General features: G+C 70.7%; 23 protein-coding genes, 4 tRNA genes and 1 pseudogene. 13 read left to right on the forward strand and 15 right to left on the reverse strand.

Annotation, left to right across the window (positions count from 1 at the left end; translation table 11 throughout):
* Position 1: 1 nt before the first annotated feature.
* From FXF51_RS22535 to FXF51_RS22550, 4 genes are all read right to left on the reverse strand, one after another.
* Positions 2-72, reverse strand: a tRNA-Cys gene (locus FXF51_RS22535).
* A gap of 15 nt (positions 73-87) precedes the next feature.
* Positions 88-159: transfer RNA gene (locus FXF51_RS22540), tRNA-Gly, on the reverse strand.
* 87 nt (positions 160-246) lie between these two features.
* Entirely contained in the window at positions 247-972 is a 726-nt protein-coding gene (locus FXF51_RS22545) for an SDR family NAD(P)-dependent oxidoreductase (RefSeq protein ID WP_148436510.1), read from the reverse strand.
* Positions 973-1,033: 61 nt separating this feature from the next.
* Positions 1,034-2,233, reverse strand: coding sequence for a hypothetical protein (locus FXF51_RS22550; RefSeq protein ID WP_148436511.1), 1,200 nt, complete (start codon positions 2,231-2,233; stop codon positions 1,034-1,036).
* Between the two features lie 101 nt (positions 2,234-2,334).
* Between FXF51_RS22550 and FXF51_RS22555 the strand changes: the two genes are divergently transcribed.
* Genes FXF51_RS22555 through hutH form a run of 3 tightly spaced genes read left to right on the forward strand, consistent with a single transcriptional unit; the run spans position 2,335 to position 5,205 of the window.
* Positions 2,335-2,886: a hemerythrin domain-containing protein gene (locus FXF51_RS22555; RefSeq protein ID WP_262379751.1), complete on the forward strand. Its 552-nt coding sequence runs from the start codon at positions 2,335-2,337 to the stop codon at positions 2,884-2,886.
* Positions 2,887-2,930: 44 nt separating this feature from the next.
* On the forward strand, positions 2,931-3,638 hold the full coding sequence (locus FXF51_RS22560) for an ArsR/SmtB family transcription factor (protein WP_148436512.1): 708 nt from the start codon (positions 2,931-2,933) through the stop codon (positions 3,636-3,638).
* Positions 3,639-3,654: 16 nt separating this feature from the next.
* Positions 3,655-5,205, forward strand: a complete 1,551-nt coding sequence (gene hutH / locus FXF51_RS22565) for a histidine ammonia-lyase (RefSeq protein ID WP_148436513.1) — start codon at positions 3,655-3,657, stop codon at positions 5,203-5,205.
* Here hutH and FXF51_RS22570 read toward each other — a convergent pair.
* Positions 5,202-6,389 carry a Rid family hydrolase gene (locus tag FXF51_RS22570; RefSeq protein ID WP_411268368.1) on the reverse strand — a complete coding sequence of 396 codons (1,188 nt, stop codon included), beginning with the start codon at positions 6,387-6,389 and terminating at the stop codon, positions 5,202-5,204. The two genes, hutH and FXF51_RS22570, sit on opposite strands and share 4 nt — an antisense overlap.
* A gap of 97 nt (positions 6,390-6,486) precedes the next feature.
* On the opposite strand from FXF51_RS22570, the gene FXF51_RS22575 reads away from it, so the two are divergent.
* Genes FXF51_RS22575 through FXF51_RS22585 form a run of 3 tightly spaced genes read left to right on the forward strand, consistent with a single transcriptional unit; the run spans position 6,487 to position 9,343 of the window.
* On the forward strand, positions 6,487-7,527 hold the full coding sequence (locus tag FXF51_RS22575) for a LysR family transcriptional regulator (RefSeq protein WP_148436515.1): 1,041 nt from the start codon (positions 6,487-6,489) through the stop codon (positions 7,525-7,527).
* Positions 7,528-7,556: 29 nt separating this feature from the next.
* Positions 7,557-8,516, forward strand: coding sequence for a chorismate-binding protein (locus tag FXF51_RS22580; protein ID WP_262379753.1), 960 nt, complete (start codon positions 7,557-7,559; stop codon positions 8,514-8,516).
* A complete protein-coding gene (locus FXF51_RS22585; protein ID WP_148436517.1) occupies positions 8,513-9,343 on the forward strand; it encodes an aminotransferase class IV in 831 nt (276 codons plus the stop codon). Before FXF51_RS22580 ends, FXF51_RS22585 begins: the two co-directional genes overlap by 4 nt.
* Positions 9,344-9,701: 358 nt before the next feature.
* Here the strand turns inward: FXF51_RS22585 and FXF51_RS22590 are convergent, their stop codons facing one another.
* Complete coding sequence (locus FXF51_RS22590; protein ID WP_411268369.1) at positions 9,702-11,042, reverse strand: LVIVD repeat-containing protein; 1,341 nt, start codon at positions 11,040-11,042, stop codon at positions 9,702-9,704.
* 128 nt (positions 11,043-11,170) lie between these two features.
* Between FXF51_RS22590 and FXF51_RS22595 the strand changes: the two genes are divergently transcribed.
* Positions 11,171-11,791: a DUF305 domain-containing protein gene (locus FXF51_RS22595; RefSeq protein ID WP_148436519.1), complete on the forward strand. Its 621-nt coding sequence runs from the start codon at positions 11,171-11,173 to the stop codon at positions 11,789-11,791.
* A gap of 227 nt (positions 11,792-12,018) precedes the next feature.
* On the opposite strand, the gene FXF51_RS22600 is transcribed toward FXF51_RS22595, so the two are convergent.
* A complete protein-coding gene (locus FXF51_RS22600) occupies positions 12,019-12,435 on the reverse strand; it encodes an SsgA family sporulation/cell division regulator (RefSeq protein ID WP_020547189.1) in 417 nt (138 codons plus the stop codon).
* Positions 12,436-12,908: 473 nt separating this feature from the next.
* Here FXF51_RS22600 and FXF51_RS22605 point away from each other — a divergent pair.
* A tRNA-Val gene (locus FXF51_RS22605) sits at positions 12,909-12,983 on the forward strand.
* A 207-nt stretch (positions 12,984-13,190) separates the two neighbouring features.
* On the opposite strand, the gene FXF51_RS62730 is transcribed toward FXF51_RS22605, so the two are convergent.
* A complete protein-coding gene (locus FXF51_RS62730; protein WP_262379754.1) occupies positions 13,191-13,649 on the reverse strand; it encodes a hypothetical protein in 459 nt (152 codons plus the stop codon).
* 86 nt (positions 13,650-13,735) lie between these two features.
* Positions 13,736-13,858 (reverse strand): annotated as a pseudogene (locus tag FXF51_RS63795) (hypothetical protein); the annotation flags it as partial.
* Positions 13,859-15,260: 1,402 nt separating this feature from the next.
* Here FXF51_RS63795 and FXF51_RS22620 point away from each other — a divergent pair.
* The gene (locus tag FXF51_RS22620; protein WP_148436521.1) at positions 15,261-15,728 is read left to right on the forward strand and encodes a hypothetical protein; all 468 of its coding nucleotides are present in this window, start codon (positions 15,261-15,263) and stop codon (positions 15,726-15,728) included.
* A gap of 3 nt (positions 15,729-15,731) precedes the next feature.
* Here the strand turns inward: FXF51_RS22620 and FXF51_RS22625 are convergent, their stop codons facing one another.
* Positions 15,732-16,565, reverse strand: a complete 834-nt coding sequence (locus FXF51_RS22625) for a protein phosphatase 2C domain-containing protein (protein WP_148436522.1) — start codon at positions 16,563-16,565, stop codon at positions 15,732-15,734.
* Positions 16,566-16,910: 345 nt separating this feature from the next.
* Here FXF51_RS22625 and FXF51_RS22630 point away from each other — a divergent pair.
* The 4 genes from FXF51_RS22630 to FXF51_RS22645 all read left to right on the forward strand — a co-directional run bounded on the left by FXF51_RS22630 (position 16,911) and on the right by FXF51_RS22645 (position 20,632).
* A tRNA-Met gene (locus FXF51_RS22630) sits at positions 16,911-16,985 on the forward strand.
* Between the two features lie 108 nt (positions 16,986-17,093).
* Positions 17,094-18,506 carry a glycoside hydrolase family 6 protein gene (locus tag FXF51_RS22635; RefSeq protein ID WP_262379755.1) on the forward strand — a complete coding sequence of 471 codons (1,413 nt, stop codon included), beginning with the start codon at positions 17,094-17,096 and terminating at the stop codon, positions 18,504-18,506.
* A gap of 130 nt (positions 18,507-18,636) precedes the next feature.
* Positions 18,637-19,944, forward strand: a complete 1,308-nt coding sequence (locus FXF51_RS22640) for a hypothetical protein (protein ID WP_222871417.1) — start codon at positions 18,637-18,639, stop codon at positions 19,942-19,944.
* A 46-nt stretch (positions 19,945-19,990) separates the two neighbouring features.
* A complete protein-coding gene (locus tag FXF51_RS22645; RefSeq protein WP_148436524.1) occupies positions 19,991-20,632 on the forward strand; it encodes a GNAT family N-acetyltransferase in 642 nt (213 codons plus the stop codon).
* Positions 20,633-20,638: 6 nt separating this feature from the next.
* On the opposite strand, the gene FXF51_RS22650 is transcribed toward FXF51_RS22645, so the two are convergent.
* From FXF51_RS22650 to FXF51_RS22670, 5 genes are all read right to left on the reverse strand, one after another.
* Positions 20,639-22,195: a phospholipase D family protein gene (locus FXF51_RS22650; protein ID WP_148436525.1), complete on the reverse strand. Its 1,557-nt coding sequence runs from the start codon at positions 22,193-22,195 to the stop codon at positions 20,639-20,641.
* Positions 22,196-22,205: 10 nt separating this feature from the next.
* Positions 22,206-23,480 carry a sensor histidine kinase gene (locus FXF51_RS22655; protein ID WP_148436526.1) on the reverse strand — a complete coding sequence of 425 codons (1,275 nt, stop codon included), beginning with the start codon at positions 23,478-23,480 and terminating at the stop codon, positions 22,206-22,208.
* Positions 23,477-24,166: a response regulator transcription factor gene (locus FXF51_RS22660; RefSeq protein WP_222871418.1), complete on the reverse strand. Its 690-nt coding sequence runs from the start codon at positions 24,164-24,166 to the stop codon at positions 23,477-23,479. The genes FXF51_RS22655 and FXF51_RS22660 overlap by 4 nt, the downstream gene beginning before the upstream one ends.
* Positions 24,167-24,241: 75 nt before the next feature.
* Positions 24,242-25,543 (reverse strand): cation:proton antiporter, encoded by a 1,302-nt coding sequence (locus tag FXF51_RS22665; RefSeq protein ID WP_148436527.1) that lies wholly within the window; start codon positions 25,541-25,543, stop codon positions 24,242-24,244.
* Positions 25,512-26,888, reverse strand: coding sequence for a cytochrome P450 (locus tag FXF51_RS22670; RefSeq protein ID WP_148436528.1), 1,377 nt, complete (start codon positions 26,886-26,888; stop codon positions 25,512-25,514). The genes FXF51_RS22665 and FXF51_RS22670 overlap by 32 nt, the downstream gene beginning before the upstream one ends.
* Between the last annotated feature and the right edge of the window lie 7 nt (positions 26,889-26,895).

The following is a 26,895-nucleotide window of genomic DNA, read 5'->3' on the forward strand; positions in this document are numbered from 1 at the left end:
GAGGTGGCGACGGGATTTGAACCCGTGTGGACGGCTTTGCAGGCCGCTGCCTCGCCTCTCGGCCACGCCACCGAGCCGGAAGCTCCGAGCGGAAGACGGGATTCGAACCCGCGACCCTCACCTTGGCAAGGTGATGCTCTACCACTGAGCCACTTCCGCATCAACCCCGTGGGCTCAACCCCGGGGCGACGAGAGAACTCTAGCGAATCCTGGCCGAGTCCCCAAACTGGAATACGCCCGCCCAGGTCAGGTGTGCCCGCCGTTGACGGTGAGGCGCTGGCCGGTGACGAACGCGCCGCCCTCCGAGGCGAGGTACGACACCGCCGCCGCGACGTCCTCCGGCGTGCCCATCCGCCGCAGCGGCACCTCCTCCCGGTAGGCGCTCTCGTCCAGGCCCTCGTGCCGTTCCACCGGGATCCAGCCGGGCGCGACCACGTTCACCGTGATGCCGTGCGCGCCCAGCTCCCTGGCCCACACCTGGGTGAGCGCGTGCTGCGCGGCCTTGGCGGCGGTGTAGGCGGAGCTTTCCGGCAGCTTGCGGTCCACGATGTCGGAGCCGATCTGGATGACGCGGCCGCCGCCCTGCTCCCGCATGCCCGGCAGGACCGCCTGCACGAGCAGCGTCGGGCTCTTGACGAAGAAGGTGAGCTGGTCGAGGTGCGACTGCCAGGTGAGGTTCTCGACCGCGATGACCGGCTGCGGGCCCGTCGCGTTGGCCACCAGCACCCCGACCGGGCCGAGCCGGTCGGTGACGGCGGCGGCCAGGCGCTCGACGGCGGTCTCGTCCGTGACGTCGGCGGCGAACGCCTCGGCGACGCCGCCCGCCGCGCGGACGGACTCCACGACCTGCTCGGCTCCGGCGTGGTCGGAGTGGTAGTTGACGGCGACGGCCAGGCCGTCGGCGGCCAGCCTGCGGGCGATGACGGCCCCGAGGCCGCGCGAGGCGCCGGTGACGAGCGCGACTGTTGTCATGGGGCCGAACTCTAACCTGGCGATGACAGGCGCCCGCGCTAAGGGGCCGCCGACCGGCCGGTCAGCGGCTGAGCTGGAGGCCCGCCGGATGCGGCCCCTCCGTCTCCAGCCGGTACTCGCGCCCCGAGATCGCCCGGTTGTCGTCGATGACCCGCTCGGACGCCGGCTTCTCCCCGTTCATCACGGCCTCCTGCATCCGGGTGAACCGCTCGTGCGCCTCCTTCACGTACCCCGTGCCCAGCGTCGTGCAGTCGATCTGGGTGGCGAGCAGCTCCCGGATGTAGGCCTTGTTCGGCTCGAACGTCACGGGCGGCGGCAGCGCCGGGGCCAGCACCTGATCCGGCTCACGCCCGTCGAACCGCCTGAACAGGTCGGCCGCCAGCCGCAGGTGCTCCAGCTCCATGTTGAGATGCAGCTCCCAGATGTTCTTCACCTTGGGATCGGACTCGGTCTCCATGAACGAGTAGTACAGGTAGCACTCGTTGTACTCGTGGTTGAGCAGCATCTCCCACCAGCTCTCACCGGGGTCGACCAGCGACTCGTAGTGGGTGACGTGCTCCTCCTCCACCATCGCGATCTCCTGGTAGAGCTGCCGCGCGATCGGCTCCATGCAGGTGGGGCCGACGTTCATGTAGAAGTTCATCGTCTGCTGCTCGGCCGCCATGACGGTCAGGGCGTGCAGGCGGGACAGCGGCTCGGTCACGCTCCGGTCGTACGGCTGGCGCACGTTGTCGAGCGGGTCGCGGTGGTGCAGGTACGTGGGGCGGCCCGGCATCACCTCGGTCAGCCCGTCGACGATCTTCTCGGCCTTGCGATGCTCGATCATCTCGTACAGGTTGGCGTAGCGGTACAGGTGGTCGAAGTCCTCCAGCACGCCGAACTGGTAGGCCTGCTTGAGGTACGGGTCCGGCTCCATCCGCGCGACCCACGCCGTCAGGTCCACCGCCACCTGCTCGTAGGCGATCGTCGTCTCCAGCACCGACGACGTCCCCGGCAGCAGCCAGTTCACCGCCTTCTGCTGCTGCGCCTCGACGTAGCGGACCCGGGCGAGCTGCTGCTTGATCTCCAGGTCCGGGCAGTGCCGGGCGAGCTGGTGGCTGAACAGGATCGCCTCGGTCTCGATCCCGTTCATCGTGATGATCCGGCACCGCGTGTACGGGTCGGCGTGGTCCGGGTCGATCGGCGTGACGTTCAGCTCCCGCCAGTCGCGGAGCTGCTCGTCGAGCGGGATGCCCCGCTGCTGGAGTGGGTCGAAGGCCATGCCGCTGCGCGTACCCGGCGCCTATCCGGGCAACCTCCGCGTTCGGTCCGCGTTCGGTAAGGCGGCGCGTGCCGGGTGCGGGCCCGGGTACGGGCGCTGACGTGGCTGAACAAGATGTCATCGAGCTCCTGATGGCCCAGCACGGTCAGATCAGGGACCTGTTCGACGAAGTGGAGCAGGCGCCGCCGGACAAGGTGGGTGAGGCCTTCGACCGGCTGACGCGCATGTTGTCCGTGCACGAGACGGCCGAGGAGGAGATCGTCCACCCGTACGCGCGCCGCAAGCTCGACAACGGCCAGGGCGTGGTGGCCGACCGGCTGACCGAGGAGAACAGGGCCAAGCGACTCCTGCTCGACCTGCACAAGAGCGGCGTGGACCATCCGCAGTTCTGGGACGGCCTGGCGGCGCTGCGTACCGCCGTCTTCACGCACGCCCGCAGCGAGGAGCGTTACGAGTTCGTCCGCCTGCGCGCGCGGACGTCCGTCGTGGAGCGGCGGGCGATGGCGGCGGCGGTGCGCGCGGCCGAGACGCTCGCGCCGACCCGCCCGCATCCCGGCACGGAGTCCGCCGCCAAGAACCTGCTGATGGGCCCGCCGCTGGTGGTCATGGACCGGGCGCGCGAGCTGATCAGAAAGGCGCTGGGCAAACGCTGACCCTTCGACGTGCGTCGAAAGGTTCTCGTACTACCGTCGCAGGCATGGAACACATCGCCAGGGACGCGGACATCGCCCCCGTCGCCGCCCTGATCGCCGACCCCACGCGGGCGGCGATCCTGACGGCGCTGCTCGGCGGGCGGGCGCTGGCGGCGGGCGAGCTGGCCAGGATGGCGGGGGTGAGCGCGGCGACCGCGAGCGCCCATCTGGCCAAGCTGCTCGACGGCCGGCTCGTGGACGTGGTGCGCCAGGGCCGCCACCGCTACTACCGCCTGGCCGGCCACGAGATCGCCGAGGTGCTGGAGGTGCTGGCGCGGATCAGCGCCCGCCCGCCGGTGCGCTCGCTGCGCCAGTCGCGGCAGGCTAAACAGCTGGAGGAGGCCCGCACCTGCTACGACCACCTGGCGGGCCGGGCCGGGGTCGGGCTGCTGGACCGGCTCAAGGAGAGCGGCTGCTACGACGGGCACGACGTGACGGAGGCGGGGGAGCGGCTGCTGTCGCGGCTGGGCGTGGACGTGGCGGGCGCGCGCCGGTCGAGGCGGCGCTTCGCGCCCGAGTGCCTCGACTGGACCGAGCGCCGCGCGCACCTCGGCGGCGCGCTGGGCGCGGCGATCACGGAGGTCCTGTTCGAACGGGGATGGTACCGGCGGGGCAACGTGCCGAGGGCGGTGGTCCTCACCGACGAGGGCAGGCAGGGGCTGGCGGAACTGTTCTCCGGTAAGGGGCTAACATCGGTTACGCCGGTTACCTGAACGAGAGAGACGCACCATGCGCGACAACGAGGTCGTGACCGTCGGTCCGGAGCCCCTCACCTTCGACGACGTCATCAGGGTGGCCCGCCACGGAGCCCCCGTACAGCTCGGCGACGATGCCATCGCCGCCGTCTCGGCGGCCCGCCAGCGGGTGAACGAGCTGGCCGAGAGCCCGGTGCCGGCGTACGGCATCTCGACCGGGTTCGGCGCGCTGGCCACCCGCCACATCGACCCGGCGCTGCGCGCCCAGCTCCAGCGCTCGCTGGTGCGCTCGCACGCGGCGGGCAGCGGGCCCGAGGTGGAGACGGAGGTGGTGCGGGCGCTCATGCTGCTGCGGCTGAGCACGCTGGCCACCGGCCACACCGGCGTCAGGCCGACCACGGCCAAGACCCTCGCCGCGCTGATCAGCGCGGGCATCACGCCGATCGTGCACGAGTACGGCAGCCTCGGCTGCTCAGGCGACCTGGCGCCGCTGGCGCACGTGGCGCTCACCCTCATGGGCGAGGGCGTCGTACGGGACGCCTCGGGCACCGTCCAACCGGCGGCCGAGGCGCTCAAGCAGGCGCGGATCGACCCGGTCGAGCTGGCCGCCAAGGAGGGCCTGGCGCTGATCAACGGCACGGACGGCATGCTCGGCATGCTGATCCTCGCCATCGACGACCTCACCAGGCTGGTCAGGACCGCCGACGTGAGCGCCGCGATGAGCGTGGAGGCGCTGCTGGGCACCGACCGCGTGTTCGCCCCAGAGCTGCAGGCGCTGCGGCCGCACCCGGGGCAGGCGCTGTCGGCCGCCAACATGACCAAGGTCCTGCGCGACTCGGGCATCATGGCCAGCCACCGCGACCCGGCGGCCTGCACCCGCGTCCAGGACGCGTACTCGCTGCGCTGCGCCCCCCAGGTGGCCGGCGCGGTCCGCGACACGATCGCGCACGCCGCCACCGTGGCCGGGCGGGAGCTGGCCAGCGCCATCGACAACCCGGCCGTGCTGGCCGACGGCCGGGTGGAGTCGAACGGCAACTTCCACGGCGCGCCCCTGGCGTACGTGCTGGACTTCCTCGCCGTCGTGGCCGCCGACCTGGCCTCCATGTCGGAGCGCCGCACCGACCGCTTCCTGGACGTGGCCCGCAACCACGGCCTGCCCGCGTTCCTGGCCGACGACCCCGGCGTGGACTCCGGCCACATGATCGCCCAGTACACCCAGGCGGCCGTCGTGTCGGAGCTGAAGCGCCTGGCCGTGCCGGCCAGCGTCGACTCCATCCCCAGCTCGGCCATGCAGGAGGACCACGTCTCCATGGGCTGGTCGGCGGCCCGCAAGCTGCGCAGGTCCGTCGACGGGCTGACCAGGGTGCTGGCCGTCGAGGTGCTCACCGCCGCCCGCGCGCTCGACCTGCGGGCCCCGCTGGAGCCCGCGCCCGCGACGGCGGCCGTGGTCAGGGCGCTGCGCGAGACCGTGCCCGCGCCGGGCCCCGACCGGTTCCTGGCGCCGGAGATCGACTCCGCCGTGCGCCTGGTGTCCGAGGGCGGCGTGGTCGCGGCGGCCGAGACGGTCACCGGCCCCCTGGACTAGCTTCCGGGCAGGGCGACGATCAGGTCCACCTCCAGCAGCAGCCCCGGCATGAACAGTTTCGACACCTCGACCGTCGTGCTGGCCGGGGCCGTGCCGGTGATGTACTTCCTGCGCACCTGCCCGTACGCGACCCGATCGTCCATGTCCGTCAGGTACGTCCTGACGAACGCGATGTCGTCGAACGTCGCCCCCTGATCGGCCAGGATGCGCGAGACGACCTGGAAGACGTGCTCGGCCTGCTCCGCCATGGAGCCCTCGCCGACGACGTTGCCCTGCTCGTCGAAGGCTGCCTGGCCGGAGACGTAGAGCATGTCGCCGACGCGCACGGCGTGCGAGTACATGCCGTTCGTGGCGGGGATGGCGGGCAGGTTCAGCGGCACGGCCCGCCGCCCGGCACCGCCGCCGACGCCCCCGGCTTGCCGGTCCTGGCCCTCGCCGACGTGCTCGGCTCGCCGTTCCTGGTCCCCGCCGACGTGCTCGGCGATGGCGGTCAGGTCCCGCTCGCCCAGCCCGGCCGCCTGCGCCTGCCGCATCCTGGCCCGCGCGGCCGTGGCCATCGTCGCGCCCTGCCACGCGCCCAGCCCCAGGTCCTTGGTGGCGTGCGCGAGCGAGTAGCGGGTCTCGGCGGACGGCACGCGCAGCCGCTCGGCCAGCGTGCCCAGCGGGGTGCCCGACAGCACGTCGATCAGCGCGTTCCGGTCCACGCCGTGCGCCTCGCCGTACGCGAACGTCTCCGCCAGCAGCACCTGCGCGGGCACCAGCGCACTCATGACGGCGATCTTCATCGCGGCGCCGGACCCGAGCGGCCCGCACTCGCGGACCGTCCCGAACACCGACAGAGTCTCCCGCCATCGCCGCACGTCACCACCGGCCAGCACGGTCAGCGTGCCGTCGGCGGCGGGGCCCACGCTGCCCAGCACCGGCGCGTCCACCAGGCTCACCTCCGCAGGAAGCAGCGCGCGCAGCTCCCGCACCGCCTCGGGCCCGATCGTGGACATCTCCACCACCGTCGCCCCAGGCCGCAGCCCCGGCAGCGCCGCCGTCAGCACCTCGCGCACCGCCGCCGGGTCGCTCAGCATCGTGATGACCAGATCGGCGCCGTCCACCGCCGTGGCCACCTGCACCCCGTCCGCGCGCCGCCACGTCGTCACCTGGTGCCCGGCCTCCACGAGTCGCCGGGCCATGGGGGCGCCCATGCGTCCCTGTCCGAGAAAAGTAATCACGTGCCACATGGAACACCTTGGCGAGGTATTCCACCACCGACTAGATTGCATGGCAGCCATGCCTGACACGAATGCCTTCAACCCCGCTACGCCGCAGCTGCCCGACACCGCCTTCGACTCACGGACGCCGCAGCTGCTCGACACCGCCTTCGACTCACGGACGCCGCAGCTACCCGGCACCGGCGTGTCGCGCGTCCTCGACACCGGCGCGCTGCGGCTGTTCGACGAGGTCGCCAGGAGCGGCTCGTTCACGGCCGCCGCCGAGCTGCTCGGATACACCCAGTCGGCGGTCTCCCGCCGCGTCGCCGCGCTCGAACGCGCCGCCGGCGGGCCCCTGTTCGAACGGCTGGCCCGCGGCGTGCGCCTGACCCCGGCGGGAGCGGCCCTGCACCGGCACGCCGTCGCCGTGCTCGACCGGCTCGACCGCGCCGGCGACGAACTGGCCGCCATCCACCGGGGGCGCGGCGGGATCCTGCGGGTGGGCTCGTTCGCCACGGCCAACATCGACCTGCTGCCCGGCACGCTCAAGCGGTTCCTGGAGCGGCGGCCCGGCGTCGAGCTGCGGCTCACCGAGGGGCTCAGCGCCCGGCTGATGGAGCTGCTGCACGCCGGGGCGCTCGACGTGGCCGTGATCAGCGACTACCCGGCGGGGTTGCCCGGCGAGGGGGAGCGCACCGTCCCGCTGCGCGAGGACCGGCTGCTGGTCGCGCTGCCCGCCGGGCACCGGCTGGCCGGCGAGCCCGACGTGGACCTGCGCGACCTGGCGGAGGAGAGCTGGATCGAGGCCGCCCCGCGCGGCCAGCCGACGCTGCTGGTCACGGCGTGCGCGGCGGCCGGGTTCCGGCCGCGCGGCGGCCCGCGGGTGGCGGAATGGTCGGGCAAGTTCGGATTCGTCGCCGCGGGGCTCGGGGTGACGCTGGTGCCGGAGCTGGCGGCGCGGGCCGTACCGGCGGATCTGGTGCTCAAACCACTCAGAGGCGGTACGACCCCCGCACGCAAGGTCTACGCGGCCCTCCCCGAGTCGCCACTGCCCGCCGCACTGGAACTGGTCGAGATGCTGGGAGAATGGGAAGTGTGTACGACGGATTCGCCCACTTAGGCGGCTTTCTCGCCAGTGGGTTGCGGGATGTGACCTCGGACCTCGCCGCGCTCGACGGCCAGGGCTGGTGGGCCGTCGTGGTCGACTACGAGGGCAAGGTCACGTGCGCCCGGTTCGACCGGGTGCGCAGGTCGCCCCTGCCCGTCCCCACCGTCCCCTGGCGCGGGCCGCGCCCCGGCCAGTGGCGCAGCTCGCTCGACCAGGCCGCCTACGAGCGCGGCGTGCGGATCATCCGCGACTACATCGAGCAGGGCGAGGTCTACCAGGCCAACCTCTGCCGCGTCCTGAGCGCCCCCGTGCCCCGCGACGCCGATCCGCTCGCGCTGGCGGCCCGGCTCGCGGCCGGCAACCCCGCCCCGTACGCCGCGGTCATCGACGTCCCCGGCCTGAGCGTGGTGTCGGCCTCGCCCGAGCTCTACCTCTCGCGCGACGGGGACGTGATCGAGTCCAGGCCCATCAAGGGCACCGGCGCCACCGCCGGCGACCTGCTGGACAAGGACTACGCCGAGAACGTCATGATCGTCGACCTCGTCCGCAACGACCTCGGCAGGGTCGCCGCCGTCGGCTCGGTCGAGGTGCCGTCGCTGTGCGCGGTCGAGGAACACCCCGGGCTCGTCCACCTCGTCTCCACCGTGCGGGCCAGGCTCGCGCCGGGGGCGGGCTGGCCGGAGCTCTTCGCGGCCACTTTCCCGCCCGGATCCGTCACAGGCGCTCCGAAATCGTCGGCTCTGCGCATCATCAATGAGCTCGAACCAGCCCCCCGCGGGCCGTACTGTGGGGCCGTGGGCTGGGTCGACGCCGACCGGGGCAAGGCGGCGCTGGCCGTAGGCATCAGAACATTCTGGATCTCAGGCAGCGAGATCCGGTTCGGCACGGGAGCGGGCATCACCTGGGGCAGCGACCCCCGGCGCGAGTGGCTCGAGACCGAGCTCAAAGCAGCCAGGCTCATCGCACTGGCATCCACGCATCCACAGGAGGCAACTGAATGAACATCCCTGTCTGGGTCAACGGGGAGCTGATCGACCCCGCTCAAGCCACCGTGTCGGTGTTCGACCACGGGCTGATGGTCGGCGACGGCGTCTTCGAGACCATCAAGATCGTGGACGGCACGTCGTTCGCGCTCACCAGGCACCTCGATCGGCTCACCCTCTCGGCCCAGCGCATGGACCTGCCCGACCCCGACGTCGACGCCATCGCCGACGGCATCACCAAGCTCCTGGAGGTCGCGCCCGCCTGGGCGCTGGGCCGCATCCGCGTCACCTACACCAGCGGCCCGGGCCCCCTCGGCTCCGACCGCGGCGACCAGGGCACCACCGCCGTCGTCATCGTGGACGAGCAGAAGCCGTTCCCCGCCACCGCGAACGTGGCCGTCGTCCCCTGGCCGCGCAACGAGCGCGGCGCCCTGTCGGGGGTCAAGAGCACCTCGTACGGCGACAACGCCAAGGCCCTGCTGCACGCCAAGAAGCGCGGCGGCGGCGAGGCCATCTTCGGCAACCTCGCCGGCAACCTGTGCGAGGGCACCGGCTCCAACATCTTCGTCGTCCGCGACGGCCGCCTGCTCACCCCCACCCTCGCCTCCGGCTGCCTGGCCGGCGTCACCCGCGCGCTGGTGCTCGAATGGTGCGGCGGCGAGGAGTCCGACGTGCCGCTCTCCGCGCTGTACGAGGCCGAGGAGGCGTTCCTCACCTCGACGACGCGCGACGTGCAGCCCATCAAGCTGGTCGACGACACCGAGCTCCCTGTCGCGCCCGGCCCCATCACCACCAAGGTCATGCGCATCTTCGCCGAACGCTCGGCCGCCGACCTCAACCCGTGAGTGGGGGGGTCTGTCTGCTTTTTTGTTACGGCAGAGCCAAGTGGGCCCCGCCCGCCGTCGGGCGCTGACGGCCCTCCAGGGGGACGCTCCTCCGCCTCACCGCCACCTCGCCGTTACGCGCGCATGTTGCCCGGCGAGGTGGTGACAGCGGAGGATCTCAGCGACCGAGCGGCCGATGGGACCGGGTGAAGGAGCCGGTTCCGGTCGGCCGTCTGCCGCATGTGGCGTAGCTCAGGCCGGTTGGCGTAGCTCAAGCTGTTTGGCGTGGCTCAAGCCGTTTGGCGTGACTCAGGCCGTTTGGCTGGCTCGCTCAGCTCAGCCGCTCAGCTCAGCCGGCTTCGGCCAGTCATCCGCCTTCCTAGTACGACTTCTGGGTCTGGACGTTGAAGTCGTCCATCTTGACCTGCTTGGCCGGGTCCGTCAGCGGATCGGTGATCTCCAGGACGTCCAGGCCCTCAGTCATGTCGCTGGAGTAGATGTAGCCGTTGTAGTAGTAGGCCGACCAGGTGCCCGCGATGCCGCCGCCGTCGTGGGGCCCGCGCTCGAAGTAGCCGATCTCCTTGGGGTTCGCCGAGTCGGTGAAGTCCCAGATCGACACACCGCCCTGGTACCAGGACTGGACCATGATGTCCTTGCCGTCCACCGGGATCAGGGAGCCGTTGTGGGCGACGCAGTTCTCGTTCTCCTGCTGCTCCCTGGGGATCTTGAAGTAGCCCCGCTTCTCCAGCTTGCCGTCGACCAGGTCGTAGATGGCGTTGGCGCCCTTGGTGGCCGGCGTGTTGCGGTCGCAGGTGGCCTGGCCGCCGCCGCCCAGCTCGTCGCTGAAGACGACCTTCGTCGCGTCATTGTTGAACGTGGCCGAGTGCCAGATCTGGAAGTTCTCCAGGTCGGTGAGCTGCTGGAGGACCTTCGGCTTGACCGGGTCGGAGATGTCGAGCAGCACGCCGTCGCCGAAGCAGGCGGCCGCGGCCAGCTTCTTCTCCGGGTAGGCGGTGATGTCGTGGCAGCCGGAGGCGAGCTCGGAGTGCTGCCGCTCGGGGAAGATGTCCGGCTTCGCCACGACCTTGGCGTCCGCGGGCGACTTCACCGGCACCTCCACGATCGAAATGAGCTCGTGCGGTGCGGGGCAGGTCTGCGAGTCGGGCTCGGGGCCGGGCGAGGAGACGTACACGTACAGCGTCTCCCCGGCGGGCACCATCGTGTGCGTGTGCGAGCCGCAGTCGGCCTGCACCGCGCCCACGTACTTCGGGCTCTTCTTGTTCTTGACGTCGAAGATCCGCAGGCCTTCCCAGTTGCGCTCGCCGTCGTCCGAGCCGCACTCGGGGCCGCCCTGCGGTTCGTCGATCGAGAGGATCAGCAGGTCCTCGTAGATGGTCACATCGTTCTGCTGCGCCGGGCAGGACACCTGGCTGACGAGCTGGGGCTTGGTCGGGTCGCCGATGTCGTAGATCGAGAACCCGCCGAAATTCCCCACGTAGGCGTAGTCGCCCTGGAACGCAAGATCGGTACCTAGGTCGCCCTCGCCGTTGAACGGAGCCGTCAACGGCATGTTGGCGATGTGCTTCACGTTTTCGCTCGTCATCACGTCGCCGGAGGGCGAGGTGGCGGGCGTGCTGGCCGCAGCGCTGGTCTCCTGCGGAGCGGTCGCGGGTGCCGGCTCCTCGGTGACCCCCGGTCCCGCGGCGCACGCGGAGGCCAAGAACAGCACCGTACACAGCAACACTCCGCGCAACTTGGCAGAGATCAACGCGCATCCCCTTTGTCTAGTAGCTCACTATGGAAGCTATGTCAGCAGGTTATGGGCCGCGTACGGTCTTCATCACAGTTATGTCGACATTTGCCCTTGCCGCCTGCTCGCAACAGCCCGCCGAGCCGGCGGGCCCGTCGCCGGTGGGCACGCAAGCGCCGGTCATCGTGCCGGGCAGCCCGGGCGCGCCGGGCCGCACGGCGACGCCGGGCGAGCGGGTCGGGGCCACGCCTTCTCCCACAGTGGCCTCGGACGTGCGCTTCGCGGAGGGCATGATCCCGCACCATCGGCAGGCGCTGGAGATGACGTCCATGGTGGAGGCGCGTACGAGCACGGCGTCGATCCGCTCGTTCGCCCGCCAGATCGCGGCGGCGCAGACGCCCGAGATCAAGGCCATGACCGCCTGGCTCGCCGAGCTGGGCCGGTCGGTCCCGGCGGGACACCAGCACGAGCAGGGCGCGACCTACGGGATGGCGACGCAGGAGGAGCTGAACAGGCTGCGCGCGGCCAGGGGCGCCGCCTTCGACCGCCTGTTCCTGCAGCTCATGACCAGGCACCACGAGGGCGCGGTGAAGATGGCGGGGGAGCAGCTGGCGGGCGGGCGCGACCAGCGCATGCGGCTGCTGGCCAAGGACGTGTACTCGGGGCAGAGCATCGAGATCGCCCGCATGCGCGAGGTCCTGAAGTCGCTCCCGGCCTAGATTCGACGGGGAGACCCGGGGCTTCTGGATGCGAGGGAGAGAGCCGGGGGCCTGGAGCAGCAGCTCGCGGCCTGAACGCGACGGGGGACTCGGGGGCTTGGAGCAGCGGCTCGCGGCCTGAACACGACGAGGAGGCCCCGCCCACGGGCGGAACCTCCCCATCGCACAACAGAGTCCGGCCCCCTCGGGGATCGCCGGACGCCTTCCCTGTCCCTGCCCTGCGCCTGCTAGGACGGCCAGAGCATGTTGGTCAGCTCGGCGTCCAGATCCATGAAGTCGGTCTCCCGCCCGGCGGGCACCTTCTCGTAGGTCCGATGGAGGAACTCGGTCAGCGGGGCCAGCGGCACTTCGAAGAGCGCCTGACCGAACGGCGATGTGAGACTGATGTGCAGGGTGCGCTCGCCGTCGGCGCGCGCGGGCCACACCTGCACGTCGCCGTCGCCGACACGCCTCACGATGCCCACGGTCAGAAGCTCGCGGGCGAAGATCCACTCGACCGGCTCGTCGTTCCCTACGTGGAAGGCCATGCGGATGGCGTACGGATCGTCGGCTGTGTAACTCAGTCCGGCGAGCAGGGGGACGGTAGTACGGTCGGGGACCACAAGCCGAAGGCCAAGCTCGGCGGAGACGGTGGTGCTGTTCATCGTCAGCCAAACCTTTTCGTCGTAGGTCCCCTCTACGGGGCTTTCACTGCTCTGACGGACTTCGTCCTGAGCTATGACGCGGAACGAAGAAACCTGTAGGAAAGATTCCGCTCCTAGGGCCTTCTGTAACGCACATCACAGCTGGACATTTAGGCATCTACCAGGCTAAACGGCATCAATCGGGTCGTATTTACAAGGGTTTTGCGTGCTGTGGAGCCTGCCCCGGACGCGCCCTCCATGAACGTTTCTCGCGAAAAGATCATGGCCGGAGGGATCCGGGACACGACGATGGTATGCCACCCGCCCGCCGTGCCGATGGGCAACCGCCGCGTTTCACCCGAATCCCTCTGAGACGCCACCCCTGTGTGTCCCTCAGGTGTAGTCATGATCGTCTTGGCGGCCATCGGTTCGCCGTCGCTGCCGGAGTACGGTATGGTTTTCCACGTCGGCACCGCAAGGAAGCCGACGAGGGCGGGCGATTAGCTCAGCGGGAGAGCGCTTCGTTCACACCGAAGAGGTCACTGGTTCGATCCCAGTATCGCCCACCACAGATCAAGGGCCACATCCCACAAATGGGAGTGGCCCTTTCGATCTTTGTGCAGCAGCAATGTGCAGCAGTCTCCATGAATCGAGGCTGCCACCCAACCGCCTGAGCGCGTTCCTGGTCTCCTCGTTCGGTACTTCGCTGTAGACGTCCATCGTCACCGTGATCTTGCTGTGACGGAGGATCTGCATCGCCACCCGCGGGTGCACGTTCAACGCGACGAGGAGCGACGCGCACGTACGACGAGTGGACTGACGTTGCGCGGCTCGTACGGCGTGCCGTGCCTGGTTGTGATCACCGATCCGTTATCGACCCACGCCACACCGGCCGCGGCCTTGTCCACCACCTGCTGTTCTGACCGTTCCTTGAGCGCCGCCACGCACATGTCCGGGATCGGCAGCACCGCCGCCGACCCAGGCGTCTTGGTTTCACGATGGTGCAGCTTGCCGCCGACACGTTGGAGCTGCCAGGCGACCGTCAGTTCGCCCGCATCGAGATCGACCCTTGCCGGACGAGCCCGAGCACTTCCCCACGAGGCAGCATCGGCGGACGGACCGCTCTGGTTACGCTCTTGGAGATGATCTCTTCGGTGATGGCAATGCTCGGCGCTGCTCGCGGGCTGCCCCGAGCGTCCTTGATCGTGCGGGCGGACAAGACGCTCTGGCAGCACCTGCCCATGGCGCAGCGCTTCGGCGTGCGCCGCTGGGCATCCTTGCCCAGAGCGCAGCACTGGCAGGTCCGACGGAGCTTGTTGCGCCACTCGCGGACATGCTTGACCGTCAACTTGTCCAGGCGGCGAGAGCCGAGCCCGGGAACAAGGTATAACCGCACGAAGCTCTCATACCGCGCATACGTTGCAGGCGTCAGATTGGGCTCCACCAAGGCGCGTCCGGCCCGGTGCGACGTAACCTGTCCGACGAGGAGACGCCCCGAACCGCCCCCTTGTAGATGGCTGACGCCGGAGCCATCGAGCTAAACCACACCCCTTCCGTGCCAGACGGACGTTCGGGATTCGACTACATTCACGACAATGGTCATGTTTGCGTGCGCCACGTGCGGTACGGCTGTGACGTTGGACCTGGAAGAGACCGACTACCCCACCGGCCTCCAGCCCGATCGTGAGCTCAGCCTGACTGATGAGAAGCCGCAGCTGATTCCGCAGGGCAGGTACGCGGTCAATCCGCGGTCAGTCCGGCGGAAGCCGTACATCGCCATCGCGGGGTACGGCCGCGAGTTCGTGTCCGAAGGGCCAGGCAGATCGATCGTCGTGAATTCGGCGGACATCATCGCGTTGACCTGCCCTCCGAATCCTCCCGGGGGCGGGTGCTGCGGCTGGGGGCCGAACGATGGGCCCAACCTGGCGTGTGAGGCATGCGGCAGGGAGATCGCCACCGAGGTGAACGACTGCGGCATGAGCTGGTGGTGGGTCACGCTCTTCCTCGACGACGTGCTCGGAGCTCCCCCCGCACGGCCTGTCAGGAACCCGCCCGCCGTTCAGCGGAGGCATGACAAGAGGCGACGGCTGCGGTGACCCAGGACAAGTCGCTCGGGAACCGGTCGTGTTCGTCTACCGGCGCGGTGCAGCGACAGAGTGCAGCAACTTCTCACGCGCGGGAGTGGCCCTTCGGTCTTTCCCTGACCGAGTTCCTGGCGACGACCCGTCATCTGCAGGCGGTAGACCGTCTCATTGACGGCTGTCCACCGGGGCGTTGCCGGCGCGCTCATCTTGGGGCTGTTCTGGGCGGCGGCCACCAAGTCATCCTGATCGTCCCCCTGCCGGCGCCTTGCCGGTGGCGCTCAGAGGCTTCAGGACGCGTCGAGGGTCACGACGTGCGACCAGTTCAGGCCGTGAAGATGAAATGTCCTTTCAATGAGAAGACCACCAAGGCCATCGACGGAACTCTTGTCGGCATCGGGTCCTGCACCTTTTGGCCGTGATCGACCTCGTCCCGAGATCTGCGTGGACCAAGGCTGATGGCGAAGGTCTGGTTCGCGTCCCATCGCATAAGTGAGTGACGAACTGCGTGACGTCCGGGATGCGCAATGAGGTCTGGTCATGAACGTCGCTGCAGCTCAAGGTCTTCCTGAGCGACCAAGGCTCCTGGCCGCCCTTGAGGCGACGCCGTTCCCGGAGACCGCCCCCCGACGCGCGCATACCTGCCGCATACCGCCCCTTGTTAGCGTCCGCCGCACAAGTACGTGCCCATTCTCCCGGCAGAGAGGAACGCGCATGTCCCGCACCCGACAATGGGTGGCCGCGCTCACAGGAGTCCTTCTCCCCATGGCCGTCGCCGGTGTCTGCGCCGCTCCCGGCGCGTCCGCGGATCCGATCGGCCCGACCTTCCGGTTCGTCTACAGCGTCAAAGTGACCAGCACGCACACGGCCGCGGTCAATCGTGACCGCGTGCTGGCGACCTGCTCGGCAGGAAAGGGCGGAACCTGCTCGATTTCGAAGTCCCGCTCCGTCGCGCGCACCATAGACCTTGGGCTGGGCGTTTCGCGGGGTTTCGTCGCAGGGCAACTGGGCTGGAGCAAGAGTTCTTCTGTCACGGTGACGGCGCAGTGCACCTCCCCGGTGTTCACCAAGAGCGGCCAGGTATACCGCGCTTACCCGCAGGGAATCAGGAAGCGCTACACGATCACGAAGAAGACCTATTCGTACGGTTCCAAAAAGCCCAAGCTGATCAGGATCGAGACCACCGGCGGGGTGGCCTTCAATCCCAAGGGTGTCTCCTGCTACCTGTCCTGAGCGTCACCATCCGATTTCGCCGCCGGGCAGGAACACCACGGAGATGTCGTCGTGGCGTTTGGCCCGCGGCCAGCGCTCACCCTCGGGGTCGCTGGTCTCGGCCGCTCGGATCTCGTCGAACAGCCGCCACGGCGTGCGTGATCCGAGTACGTCCAGGAGGTCAGCGAAGGTCCCCAGGCCGAACTCGACGAATCGGGTGGCACCATCGCTCAGGAGGGCCAGGCGGCGCACCTGCCCGGCCGGGTGGCTGCCTGTGAGCGCGTGCCGGGCCGCCTGTTCGTGGACCGAGGCGATGGGGTAGCCGCGGGGGTGGTTGCGCATGCGGCGCTGGTGTTCGACGAACTCGATGCGGGCCGCCTGGTGGGCTGGGGTGCCGGTGGGGAGCGACGCCATCCGTTGCCAGAGGTCGTGGCCGACCGCCTCGATGCGCCGGTCCGTCACCGTGACGATCTGACCGTCGAGGTCGGCGACGAAGGTGGAGTCGCCGAGGACGAGGTACTCGACGTGGCCGTCCCGGAGTCGGACCAGGGCGGTCGTGCTGGACGGGGTGCCGGGGTGGCCGAGGTCGCAGGTGTACGCGCGATGCGTCCGCGTGACGGAGGCGATGGCGCGTAAGAGGGCGAGGTCCACGTCGACGGCGGGGTCGCGCAGGTGGGTCATGGCGGCCTCGCCGAGCTGGGCGACGAACCAAGGGGTGCCGTGGCGGCATCCGGTGGGGAGCTCGGCGGGGCCGCCTGCGCCGTCGAGCAGGAGGGCTTGGGTCATGGTGCCGGCGGCTGCGGCCACGTAGTCCTCGTTCGGTTTGCCGGGGCTGCCGGGCCTGCTGTGGAGGAACAAACGCTCTCCTTGGGGGTGGGGGTCGGGGCCGGGGAGTCGGGTGTGAGTCGAAAAGTGGGGCGTGGGCTGGGGAGTGGGCGAGGGCCGGGGAACTGGGCGTGGCTCGGGTGTGGGGTGAGGAGTTGGGCGTGGCTCGGGTGTGGGGTGAGGAGTTGGGCGTGGCTCGGGTGTGGGGCGAGGAGTCGGGCATGGGCCGCGGTGTGGGTCGGGGAGTTGACCGTGGGGCGGAGGTGGGTCGGGGAGTTGAGTGTGGGTCGGGGAGCGGGTGCGGGGCGGGGCGCTGGGTGTGAGCCGGGGAAAACGGGTGGAGGCCGGGTCTGCTCTGATGCGATAGTCATCCCGCACGCCTGCATAGCTCAGTCGGTGAGAGCGCCGCACTCATAATGCGGAGGTTCCCAGGTTCGAGTCCTGGTGCAGGTACAGAAGCGGAACCCGCCGTAACGGCGCAGTGAGCAGAATGAGCTTTTCTTGACCATGTCAGAGTGAGTCAGTAATGATCATCGCCGGACCCCACCGAAAGGTGATCACGTGCGACTCTTCTCGACAGCAAGAGCCGCGGCGTTAGCCGCCGTCCTGACCGCCACCACCTTAGCCGTCCCGCCGCCGGCCTCCGCCGCCGCCCAGCTCATCGCGAACGGCACCTTCACCGGCTCGACCTCCCCCTGGGCCGCCATCGGACAGACCACGGTCGCCGCCGAGAGTAACCGCCTGCGGATCAATGTCACGCAGGTCGTGGCCAACCCCTGGGACGCGATGGTGGCCGCACCCACCACCGCCGCCCTGAATCCCGGCAAGAGCTACACCCTCTCCTTCGACGCCTACTCCACCGTCGCCTTCACGGCCAGGACCACGGTGCAGTACACGGCCACCCCCAGCTCCAACCAGTCGCTCGCCGCCGACGTGCGGCTCACCACCGGGAGCAAGCGCTACAGCATCCCGTTCACGGCCGCGTCCGCCTCCGCGACGGCCGCCGAGGTGACGTTCCAGCTCGGCGGGTCGGGCGGCAAGCCGGTCGTGCGGCTCGACAACGTCTCGCTGATGGAGACGCAGACGACCAGGCCCACGTCCCTGTACGTGTCGCCGCTGTCGCACCCCGCCAAGTGGGCCGCGGACAACGGCAACACGACCATCATGACGAACATCGGCAGCAAGCCCATCTTCGAGTGGTTCGGCGGCTGGTTCAGTGACCTCACGCTGGCCGTGGACACCTACGTCGGCGCCGCGCAGGCGGCGGACCGGCTGCCGATGCTGGTGGCCTACAACATCCCCAACCGGGACGCGTGCGCCGGGCATTCGGGCGGTGGCGCCGGTGACGCGGCCGGATACCACACCTGGATCACCGAGTTCGCCAAGGCGATCGGCACCCGGCACGCCATCGTCGTGCTGGAGCCCGACGGGGTCGCCGCCGCCGGATGCGTGACGCAGATCGGCAAGGACCCCGAGGACCAGTACCGGATGCTGCTGGACGCCGCGCAGGTGCTGCGTGCGCAGGCGCCGAACGCGTGGGTGTACCTCGACGCGGGCAACGCCACCTGGATCCCGGCCGCGGAGATGGCGTCGCGGCTGGTGAAGTCGGGCATCGCCGACTCGCGGGGCTTCTCGGTCAACGTGTCCAACTACTTCACCACGGCCGACAGCGAGACGTACGCGGTGGCGGTCAAGAACGCGCTGCAGGCGTCGGTGGGCGCGAAGACGTACGTGATCGACACCAGCCGGAACGGCAACGGCCCGTACGTGGACGGCACACCGGACGACAACTGGTGCAATCCGCCGCAGCGCAAGCTGGGCGCCACGCCGCGGCAGCAGACGAGCGGCGCCGAGTACCTGCTGTGGGTCAAGGTGCCGGGCGACTCCGACGGGCCGTGCGGCATCGGCGCGACGATCCCCGCGGGCACCTTCAGCCCCGATCTGGCCATGGCTCTGATCAACGGCAACCCCTGACGTCGTACACCCCCCAAAACACGTGGACCGCGGCAGGTCGGCCGCGGTCCACGCCCGCGACTCTCTGGAGGCTGAGACCCCCGTGTCAGACCGGAAACGCTTAGCGGTGGGCGTCACCGCTCTCGCGCTCATGACCGCGAGCGTCCTGTCCACCCCGGCCGTCGCAGCGGCCCCCGCCACCTACTACGTCGACAGCGTCAGCGGCAACGACGCGAACCAGGGCACGTCCGAGGCGACCGCGTGGCGGACGCTGTCCAAGGCCAACGCGGCCAACCTGAGCGCCGGCTCCAAGCTGCTGCTGCGCAGGGGCGGCACGTGGGCGGAGCAACTGCTCATCACCGAGTCCGGTACGCAGGCGGCCCCCATCGTCGTCGAGGCGTACGGCACCGGCGCCAAGCCCGTGATCAAGGGCACCGACGAGGTGGCCTGCGTGCTGCTGTCCGGCGACCACCTCGAGGTCTACGACTTACAGGTCGGCGTGGAGGGCGCGGGCCGGTGCGAGTGGTCGGGGTTCTCGGTCGAGGGCGACCACAACTTCCTCAACCGCAACTACATCACGGGCGCGTCGGCGGGCGTCTTCATCGACGAGGACGCCGACTACACCTCGATCAACAACAACGAGTTCGTCAACAACAACGTCATGAGCGTGAACACCGACGCCTCGGAGATGGGCGAGGAGTACTCCAACGACGACTCGGGCGCCTTCGCCATCCTGGTCCACGGCGACGACTCCGAGATCTCCTGGAACGACATCAGGGGCTCGATCGCGCCGAGCTTCGACTACGTCTTCGACGGCGCCGCGGTCGAGATCTTCAAGGGCTCGCGCAACCGGGTGCACCACAACATCTCGGTCGACAACGACACCTTCACCGAGCTGGGCACCCTGACCTCGCCGAACGGCCAGACGCAGGACCCGGACGGCACCGCGGACAACGTGTTCGAGTACAACGCCATCTACGGCGACCGCACCAGGGGCGGGATGGTCACCCGCGGCCCGTACAAGGAGGAGGCGGGCTCGCCGATCGAGCCGAACGGGCCCGTGCTGCGCACGGTCTTCCGCAACAACTCCATCTACCTGACCCACGAGGACGCCGAGGGCGTGGTCTGCGACGCCACCTGCACGAACCAGCACCTGACGATGACGCAGAACGCCATCTACGCCAAGAAGAAGAGCGTCTACGCGCCCGGCGTGACCGGGGCCGCCAACACGTACAACGTGCTGGAGGGCGACCAGTACCAGGCGGGTGACGACGGCGTCGGCAACTTCTTCGAGGACCCCCGGTTCGACCCGGCCAACCCGCTGCGGCTGCTCGCCGGCAGCAAGGCGATCGGTCTCGGCAAGGTCGCGTACGGGCAGATCGACCTGAACGGGGTGGCGATCGGCTCGGGCGGCGGCATCGAGGCGGGCGCCTACGAGTACGCGGCGGCGCAGCGCTGAGAAACGCGGTTGCGGGAGCACGGGCCGGGTCGTCATGATCCGGTTCGTGCTCACCGAACTGTGGCCCACGTACGGCCTGACCATCCGCACGCCACGACTCGAGCTCCGGCTGCCTCGGGAGGACGAGGCGGCGGCGCTCGCGCGGCTCGCCGGCGAGGGCGTGCACCGGGCGGACGAGCGCCCGTTCCTGACGCCGTGGACCGACGGCGGCCCCGGGGAGCGGGTGCGTTCCGTGTTGCGGGGGCACTGGAGCCGCCTCGCGGAGTGGGACGTGGCGGATTGGCGGCTCGGGCTCGGGGTCTTCCTGGACGGCGAGCCGCTCGGCATGGTGACGCTGCGGGCGCGCGACTTCCGCGTCGTCAGGGAGGTCACGACGTTCTCGTGGCTGGGGCTCCGGCACCACGGCAAGGGGTACGGGACCGAGGCCAGGACGGGGGTGCTGGCCCTGGCCTTCGACCACCTGGGGGCGCGGGCCGCGCGCACCGAGGTGTTCCAGGACAACCACGCCTCCCAGGGGGTTTCGCGCAAGCTCGGGTACGAGCACGACGGCGTCTCGGTCGACGCCCGGGGTGAGGAGGCCGTCGTGTCGGATCGGCTGCGGCTCACCCGGGAGAGGTGGGCCGGTCAGGAGCGGCCCCCGGTGCGGGTCGAGGGGCTGGCGGGCTGCCGTTCCCTCTTCGGCGCCTGATACGCGTCAGAAGCCGCGCGTCCGCCGCAGCTTCGGCGGGCGGCCGTCCGGGTCCACCGCGAACCGGTACAGCGGCAGCGCCATCAGCTTCCGTGCCCGCGACAGGCGCGGCTCCGGATGGGGCCGCAACCGCCCCGGCGGCCGAGGCCCCGCACCATCGGACTCGTGCCAGGCCTCCAGCGCCTCCGCCGACCGTTTGAACGCGTCGAAGGCGGCCACCGGATCGCACAGCTCATCCACCCGCTCGCCGGGCAGATCCAGATGCTCGGCCATCAACGTCAGCCGCAGATCCCTGGCGAACCGCAGCGCCCCGGCCGGCGCCCGAGGGTCCTCCTCCTCGTCGAGCACCGCGCAGCTCAGCTCGGAGTCGTACGTCCACGACCGCAGGTTGACGTTGTCGGAGCCGATGGCCGCCCACACGTCGTCCACGACGCACACCTTGGCGTGCACGTAGATGGGCGTGCCGTGGTGGTTCTCCAGGTCGTAGATGCCCACCCGGTCCCCGCCGGCGTCGCGCAGCCGGCGCAGGGCGTCGGTGCGGCCGATGAGGCTGGCGGGGCCGGCGAGCCAGCCGTCCTGGTCGGGGTGGCGGGGGACGATGACGATCATGCGCAGGTCGGGCTCGCGTTCCAGGGCGCGGGCGAACGGCTCGATGACGTCCGTGGACCACAGGTACTGGTCCTCCAGGTAGATGAGGGAACGGGCCCGGGAGAGGACCTTGCGGTAGGCGTGGGCGATGCTGCGTTCCCCGTCGGGCGCGAACGGGTAGCCGCTGCGCCGGGCCGGGTAGGTGCGCAGCAACTGGACGCGGTGACGGCCGGCGGGTGGCGGGGGCGGGCCGGGGCGGGGGAGCGGCGGGGCGTCGTCGAGGCGGCCGAGGTGGTCGCGCAGGCGGCGCAGCGGGTCGCGGGTCTCCGGGGCCGGGTCCTCCCAGCGCTCGCAGAACACCTGCTCCACCTCCGCCACGGCGGGGCCGCGGATGGCGGCCTGCACGTCGTGCCAGGGCGGGCGCGGCCCGTACACGTCGGGCATCGGCGCGGACTGCGGGTCGCCCTCGTGCGCGGCGTCGTCGCGGCGGCTGTGGCACAGGTCGATGCCGCCGACGAACGCCACGTCGCGCGTCGCGTCCTGGTCGTGGCGCAGGATGACGAACTTCTGGTGGTGGGAGCCGCCCGCCTTGGTGCGGGTGTCGAGGAGGGCCTGGCCGCCGGTGTCCTCGATCTCCTGGCCGAGGTGGCGGTTCTCGGCGGAGCTGAACCGCAGCAGGTCGAGGTGGGAGCGCCAGATGAGGCCGCGGACGAGCGCGCCGCGCTTGGCCGCCGCCGCCATGGCGGCGCCCACGGTGGGCCCGTCGGGCGTCAGGCGCTCGTCGGGGTCGCCGCGCCAGTCCGCGAACAGCAGCAGGTCGTCCTTGTCCAGCCGCTCCAGGCAGTCCTGTAACACGGCGAAGTAGGCGGCGCCGTGGACGAGCGGCCGCACGTCGTTCCCGCACGACCAGGGCTTGAGCTTGGTCGCCGGATTGCCGCGCTCCTCGTCGGTGAGGAACCAGTCCTCGATTCGCATTCGGTTCTGGCTACCCCGGCAGCGGCGGCTGATACCTCTGATAGGCGGGCTCCACGATCGGTACGGGCGGGTGGGCGGGCAGCCGTACGGTGAACTCGGCGCCGTCTCCGGGCCGGCCGTCGGCGGTGATGGTGCCGTTGTGGCCGTCCACGACCTCGCGCACCAGTGCCAGCCCCAGCCCGAACCCGGTCCCCTCGAACCGGGTGAACAGCCGCTCGGCGTGCTCCGGGTCGAGGCCCGCGCCGTCGTCCCTGACGGTGAGGCCGACCGTGCCCGGCCCGCTGGACAGCGTCACCCAGATGTGCCCGCCGGGGCCGGTGTGGCCGAGCGCATTGTCGAGCAGCGCCGAGACGACCCGCCGCAGGGCGGATTCCACCCCGCGCACCACGTGGTCGCCCGGCCCGTCGCAGCGCACCTCGATGCTCACCCCCTGGTCGGCGGCCCTGACGTCCTCGGCCACGGCCAGCTCGGCGGCCAGCACGGCCAGGTCCACCGGGCCGAAGGGGCGGCGCAACTGCTTGAACTGGGCGGATCTGAGCAGGTCCTCGACCACCTCGCCGAGCTGCCTGGTGCCGGTCGCGAGCTGGTCCACCTCGTCGATGAGCAGGATCGGGTCGGTGTCGCCGCGCAGCCGCCGCGACAGGAGCTGCGCGCGGGTGTGCAGGCGGGTCAGCGGCGTGCGCAGCTCGTGGCTGACGTCGGCGGCGAAGCGGCGCTGGCGGGCCAGCGCCTCGCCCAGCGGCGCGATCGCGCGGCGTGAGACGACCTGCCCGACCAGCAGCGCGGCCAGCAGCCCGGCGATCTCCGCGCCGACCAGCGTGCGCAGCAGCCGCTGCTGCTCGGCCATCAGATAGCGCAGGTCCATCGCGGCCTGCACGGTCGCGCCGCCGCGCTCGCGCGTGTGCACCAGGTAGTCGCGCCCGGCCACGCTGACGTGCGCCGTCTGCGGCCCCGACCCGGCCGCGACGCGCGCGAGCGCCACCCGTACGGGCAGCGCCGCGGGCGCGCCGGGCGAGGCGCGCACGGTGCCGTCGGCGCGCAGCTCGTACAGCCACACGCAGGGCGGCGGGTACGCCACGGGCGAGCGCTGCGCGGCGGCGGCCAGGTCGCGTTCGGCGGCCACGCCCTGGCTGTGCCCCATGGCGCACCACACCAGCACGCCGACGAGCGCCAGGACCACCGAGATCGCGCCCGCGACCTGCACGGTGATGCGCCGCCGGGCACGGACGAGCAGCCGATGGTCGGGGTCCGGCAGCCGGGGACGGCCGAACCAACCAACGCTCATAACGCACCCAGGCGGTAGCCCACACCTCGCACGGTGTCCACGACGCCGGAGCCGAGCTTGTTGCGCAGGTAGTACACGTACGTGTCCACGATCGACTCCTTGCTGGCCCCGTCGAAGACCCGCTGCCGCAGCGACCTGCGCGTGTGCACCTGCCTGGGACGCATGGCCAGCGCGCTGAGCAGCCGGCACTCCTGGCCCGACAGCGTCACCTGCTCCCCGCTCGGCAGCCGGACGACGTGCGCCTCGGTGTCCAGCCAGCCCGCGCCCAGCGGCAGCAGGCCGGCCAGGTCGAGGTTGCGGCGGTGCAGCGCGCGCACCCTGGCCAGCAGCTCGTCGATCTCGAACGGCTTGACCAGGTAATCCTCGGCCCCGGCGTCGAGCCCGGTGACCCGGTCGGCGACCGTGCCGAAGGCGGTGAGCACGAGCACCGGGACGGTGACCGCCTGCCGGCGCAGCCGCCGTACCAGGTCGATCCCGTCGAGGGCGGGCAGGCCGCGGTCGACGATGAGCACGTCGTACGCGCGGGACAGCGCCAGGTGCAGCCCGCGCTGCCCCTCCGGCGCCAGATCGACGGTGTAACCCTGCTCGGTGAACAGGCCGACCAGCATGTTCCCCAGTTCGCGGTCGTCCTCGACGAGCAGCAGCCGGCGTGAGGCGGGGCCGGCTGTGCCTGATGTCCCAGCCACCAGACCACGGTTGCACCGCCGTGGCGGATTTTCCAGGTCCACTCGGTCATTGGCCCACCAGAACCGCGCGGGTGGTCACGCGGAGACGGACCGGGCCTCGGCCCGGGTGCCGGTCTCCAGCCGGTCGGGCAGCGCCAGCTTGTACAGGGGGAGGGCGCTCGCGGTGGTGAGGACGGCCACGAGGACGAGCATGGCGAACAGCTCCTGCGTGATCATGCCCTGGGCCAGGCCGATGTTGATGAAGATGAGGATCATCAGGCCCCGGGCGTTCATCAGCGCCCCCACCGCGTACGACTCCCGCTTGCCGAACCCGATGCCGCGCATCGCCAGCGAGCACCCGAAGTACTTCCCGGCGAACCCGGCCGCCAGGATCAGCCCGAACGCCCCCAGCATGGCGCCGCCCGCGATGCCGCCGAGCTGCGTGTTCAGCCCGGAGAAGGTGAAGAAGGTGGGCAGCAGCAGCGTCGAGACGAGCTCCATCATGCGGCTGTGCAGCGCCTGGCGGAAGGCGGGGTCGCGGGGCATGGCCAGGCCCGCGAAGAAGCCGCCGAACACCGAGTAGACGCCGATCCAGTCGGTCACCCAGCCCGCGGCGAGCGGGACGAGGATGACGACGTACATGGCGGTCGGGCCGAGCCGGCCGGTGCGCGCGACGGTCCTGCCCATCGGGCGCAGCAGCGGCGCCACGACCTTCAGCATGACGACGGCGAACAGCGCGGTCAGCGCGATCGTGGGCAGCGCGCCGCCGGCGCCGCCGCCGAGGTGCATGGCCGACAGGACGGCCAGGATGCACCAGGCCAGCGCGTCGTCGATGGAGGCGGCCAGCAGGGTGAGCCGGCCGATGGGGGTGTGCTCCAGGCCCCGCTCGTACAGGATCCTGGCCAGCATGGGGAAGGCGGTCAGCGACAGCGCGCCGCCGACGAACAGGGCGAACTGGAACGGCGGCACGTCGGGCCGGGACAGCAGGTCGTACAGCAGGAAGCCGGTGGCGGCGCCGAGCAGCAGCGACGGGACGATGCCCGACGCGGCCAGCACGCCCGCCTTGCGGACCTCACCGGGCGTCTGGGAGCCCTGTTCGATGCCGGCGCCGACGAGGAACATGTAGAGGGTCAGGCCGATGGTGCTCAGCACGTACAGGATGGGCCGCACCTCGGGCGGGAACAGCGCCGCCTGCGCCTCGGGGAACAGCCAGCCGAACAGCGTCGGCCCGAGCAGCACGCCGGCGACCATCTCGCCGAGCACGCGCGGCTGCATCACCATCTGGGCCAGCCGACCGCAGATCGCCGCCGTGATGAGCAGCACGACGAGGGCGGGCAGGACCTTGAGCACCAGCGCGAGGTTCGCGTCAGGAGCTGTGACGTGAGCCAGGATGTGCATGGGTATTCTCCGGGGCGTCAGAGGCGAAGTGGCGTTCGCACAGCCGCAGCCTGCGCGCGTCCCACACCATGTACGTGCCGAGGACGAGCTGGACGAGGCTGCGCCAGACGTCCTCCCACCGGTCGCGCACGCGCAGGTAGGCCAGCGCGCGGCCGGGCCGGTGGGGGGCGCCGCGAGGGGTGAGCAGGCAGGGCCCGCGATGCGGCATGGACCTGGTGTGGGTGACGGAGGAGTCGAGGACGTAGCGGCCCAGCACCTCGCGGGTCACCGCCCGCATGACGATCGGCGCCAGCCGCCAGGCCGGGCACGGCCGGTTGGCCGCGACGCCGAACGGGATGTGGTTGAGGTCCTTGGCGCCGGGCCCCGCGAACCGGTCCGGATCGAACCGGTCAGGGTCGGGGCAGCCGGCGTGGTGGAAGGCGGGGTAGTTGAAGCAGAGCACCGACCCGGCGGGGATCGTGGTGCGCTCGTCGAGCTCGATGTCGCCGGTGGTGATGCGGTGGGCGATGCCGAACAGCGGGTAGAGCCGCATCGTCTCGGCCATCACCTGGTCGAGGTAGCGGTCGTCGCTCTTGCGCGCCCGCTCCTGCACGGCGGGGTGCCGCGCGAGGGCGAGCAGCAGGTGGGCCATGGCCTCCGACATCTGCACGACCGCGGTGGTGAAGAAGGCGCCGTGCAGGTAGTACGCCTGCTGCCGCGGTGTCAGGCCGTCGGGGAGCGGCAGGCGCACCCGGTGCAGGTTGCGCAGAAGGTAGGCGTTCAGGCGGTCGCGGCGGCCCATGTGCCGCAGGCTCGTGCACTTGAGCGAGGCGGCGACGTCGGCGGCGTTCCCGGCGATGAGGTCGCGGGCCTCGCGCGGGCAGGGCTCGGCGAAGACCAGCTCGTAGGAGAACTCCGCCCACAGCGGGATCATCAGGTCCCGCAGCCGCACCAGGCCGCGCACGTCCCGCAGCGCGCGGCCCGCGCAGCGGCGGGCCAGCTCCTCGGCCTCCGCGCGGCGCACGGCGAGCATGCGGCGCGTCAGCCTGGCCACGGCGTCGTAGGCGCCGCCCGCCTCCAGATGCTCCTGGTGCATCTCGGGGCCGGGCGAGAGCCAGTACCAGAACACGTCCGACAGCGCCGCCCCCTTGCTGCGCCCGCCGGCGGCCGGGTGCGCGTACACCTGCTCGAAACGCTCGACGGGGACGAGGTCGCCGGGCACCGGGATGCCCTCGTCCCCGTTGATCCGCTCGAACACGCGCACCCGCAGCGCCACGACCCTGGCGGGCAGCCACCACGGCAGGCCGGCCAGTATGGCGAGCAGCACGACTGGCAGCACGACCGTGACCAGCACGGCGGTCAGCATGCCCGTC

The organism is Nonomuraea sp. PA05, assembly GCF_008086045.1.
Taxonomy (GTDB): Bacteria; Actinomycetota; Actinomycetes; order Streptosporangiales; family Streptosporangiaceae; genus Nonomuraea; species Nonomuraea monospora.

Excerpts from the sequence above, each read along its gene's own strand:
- FXF51_RS22650 (WP_148436525.1), bottom strand. The coding sequence starts at position 22,195 with ATGCGAATCGAGGACTGGTTCCTCACCGACGAGGAGCGCGGCAATCCG.
- FXF51_RS22545 (WP_148436510.1), bottom strand. The coding sequence starts at position 972 with ATGACAACAGTCGCGCTCGTCACCGGCGCCTCGCGCGGCCTCGGGGCC.
- FXF51_RS22585 (WP_148436517.1), top strand. The coding sequence starts at position 8,513 with ATGAACATCCCTGTCTGGGTCAACGGGGAGCTGATCGACCCCGCTCAA.
- FXF51_RS22595 (WP_148436519.1), top strand. The coding sequence starts at position 11,171 with ATGTCGACATTTGCCCTTGCCGCCTGCTCGCAACAGCCCGCCGAGCCG.
- hutH (WP_148436513.1), top strand. The coding sequence starts at position 3,655 with ATGCGCGACAACGAGGTCGTGACCGTCGGTCCGGAGCCCCTCACCTTC.
- FXF51_RS22570 (WP_411268368.1), bottom strand. The coding sequence starts at position 6,389 with ATGGCCCGGCGACTCGTGGAGGCCGGGCACCAGGTGACGACGTGGCGG.
- FXF51_RS22665 (WP_148436527.1), bottom strand. The coding sequence starts at position 25,543 with ATGCACATCCTGGCTCACGTCACAGCTCCTGACGCGAACCTCGCGCTG.
- FXF51_RS22655 (WP_148436526.1), bottom strand. The coding sequence starts at position 23,480 with ATGAGCGTTGGTTGGTTCGGCCGTCCCCGGCTGCCGGACCCCGACCAT.
- FXF51_RS22640 (WP_222871417.1), top strand. The coding sequence starts at position 18,637 with ATGACCGCGAGCGTCCTGTCCACCCCGGCCGTCGCAGCGGCCCCCGCC.
- FXF51_RS22560 (WP_148436512.1), top strand. The coding sequence starts at position 2,931 with ATGGAACACATCGCCAGGGACGCGGACATCGCCCCCGTCGCCGCCCTG.
- FXF51_RS22600 (WP_020547189.1), bottom strand. The coding sequence starts at position 12,435 with ATGAACAGCACCACCGTCTCCGCCGAGCTTGGCCTTCGGCTTGTGGTC.
- FXF51_RS22550 (WP_148436511.1), bottom strand. The coding sequence starts at position 2,233 with ATGGCCTTCGACCCACTCCAGCAGCGGGGCATCCCGCTCGACGAGCAG.
- FXF51_RS22670 (WP_148436528.1), bottom strand. The coding sequence starts at position 26,888 with ATGCTGACCGCCGTGCTGGTCACGGTCGTGCTGCCAGTCGTGCTGCTC.
- FXF51_RS22575 (WP_148436515.1), top strand. The coding sequence starts at position 6,487 with ATGCCTGACACGAATGCCTTCAACCCCGCTACGCCGCAGCTGCCCGAC.
- FXF51_RS22620 (WP_148436521.1), top strand. The coding sequence starts at position 15,261 with ATGGCCGTCGCCGGTGTCTGCGCCGCTCCCGGCGCGTCCGCGGATCCG.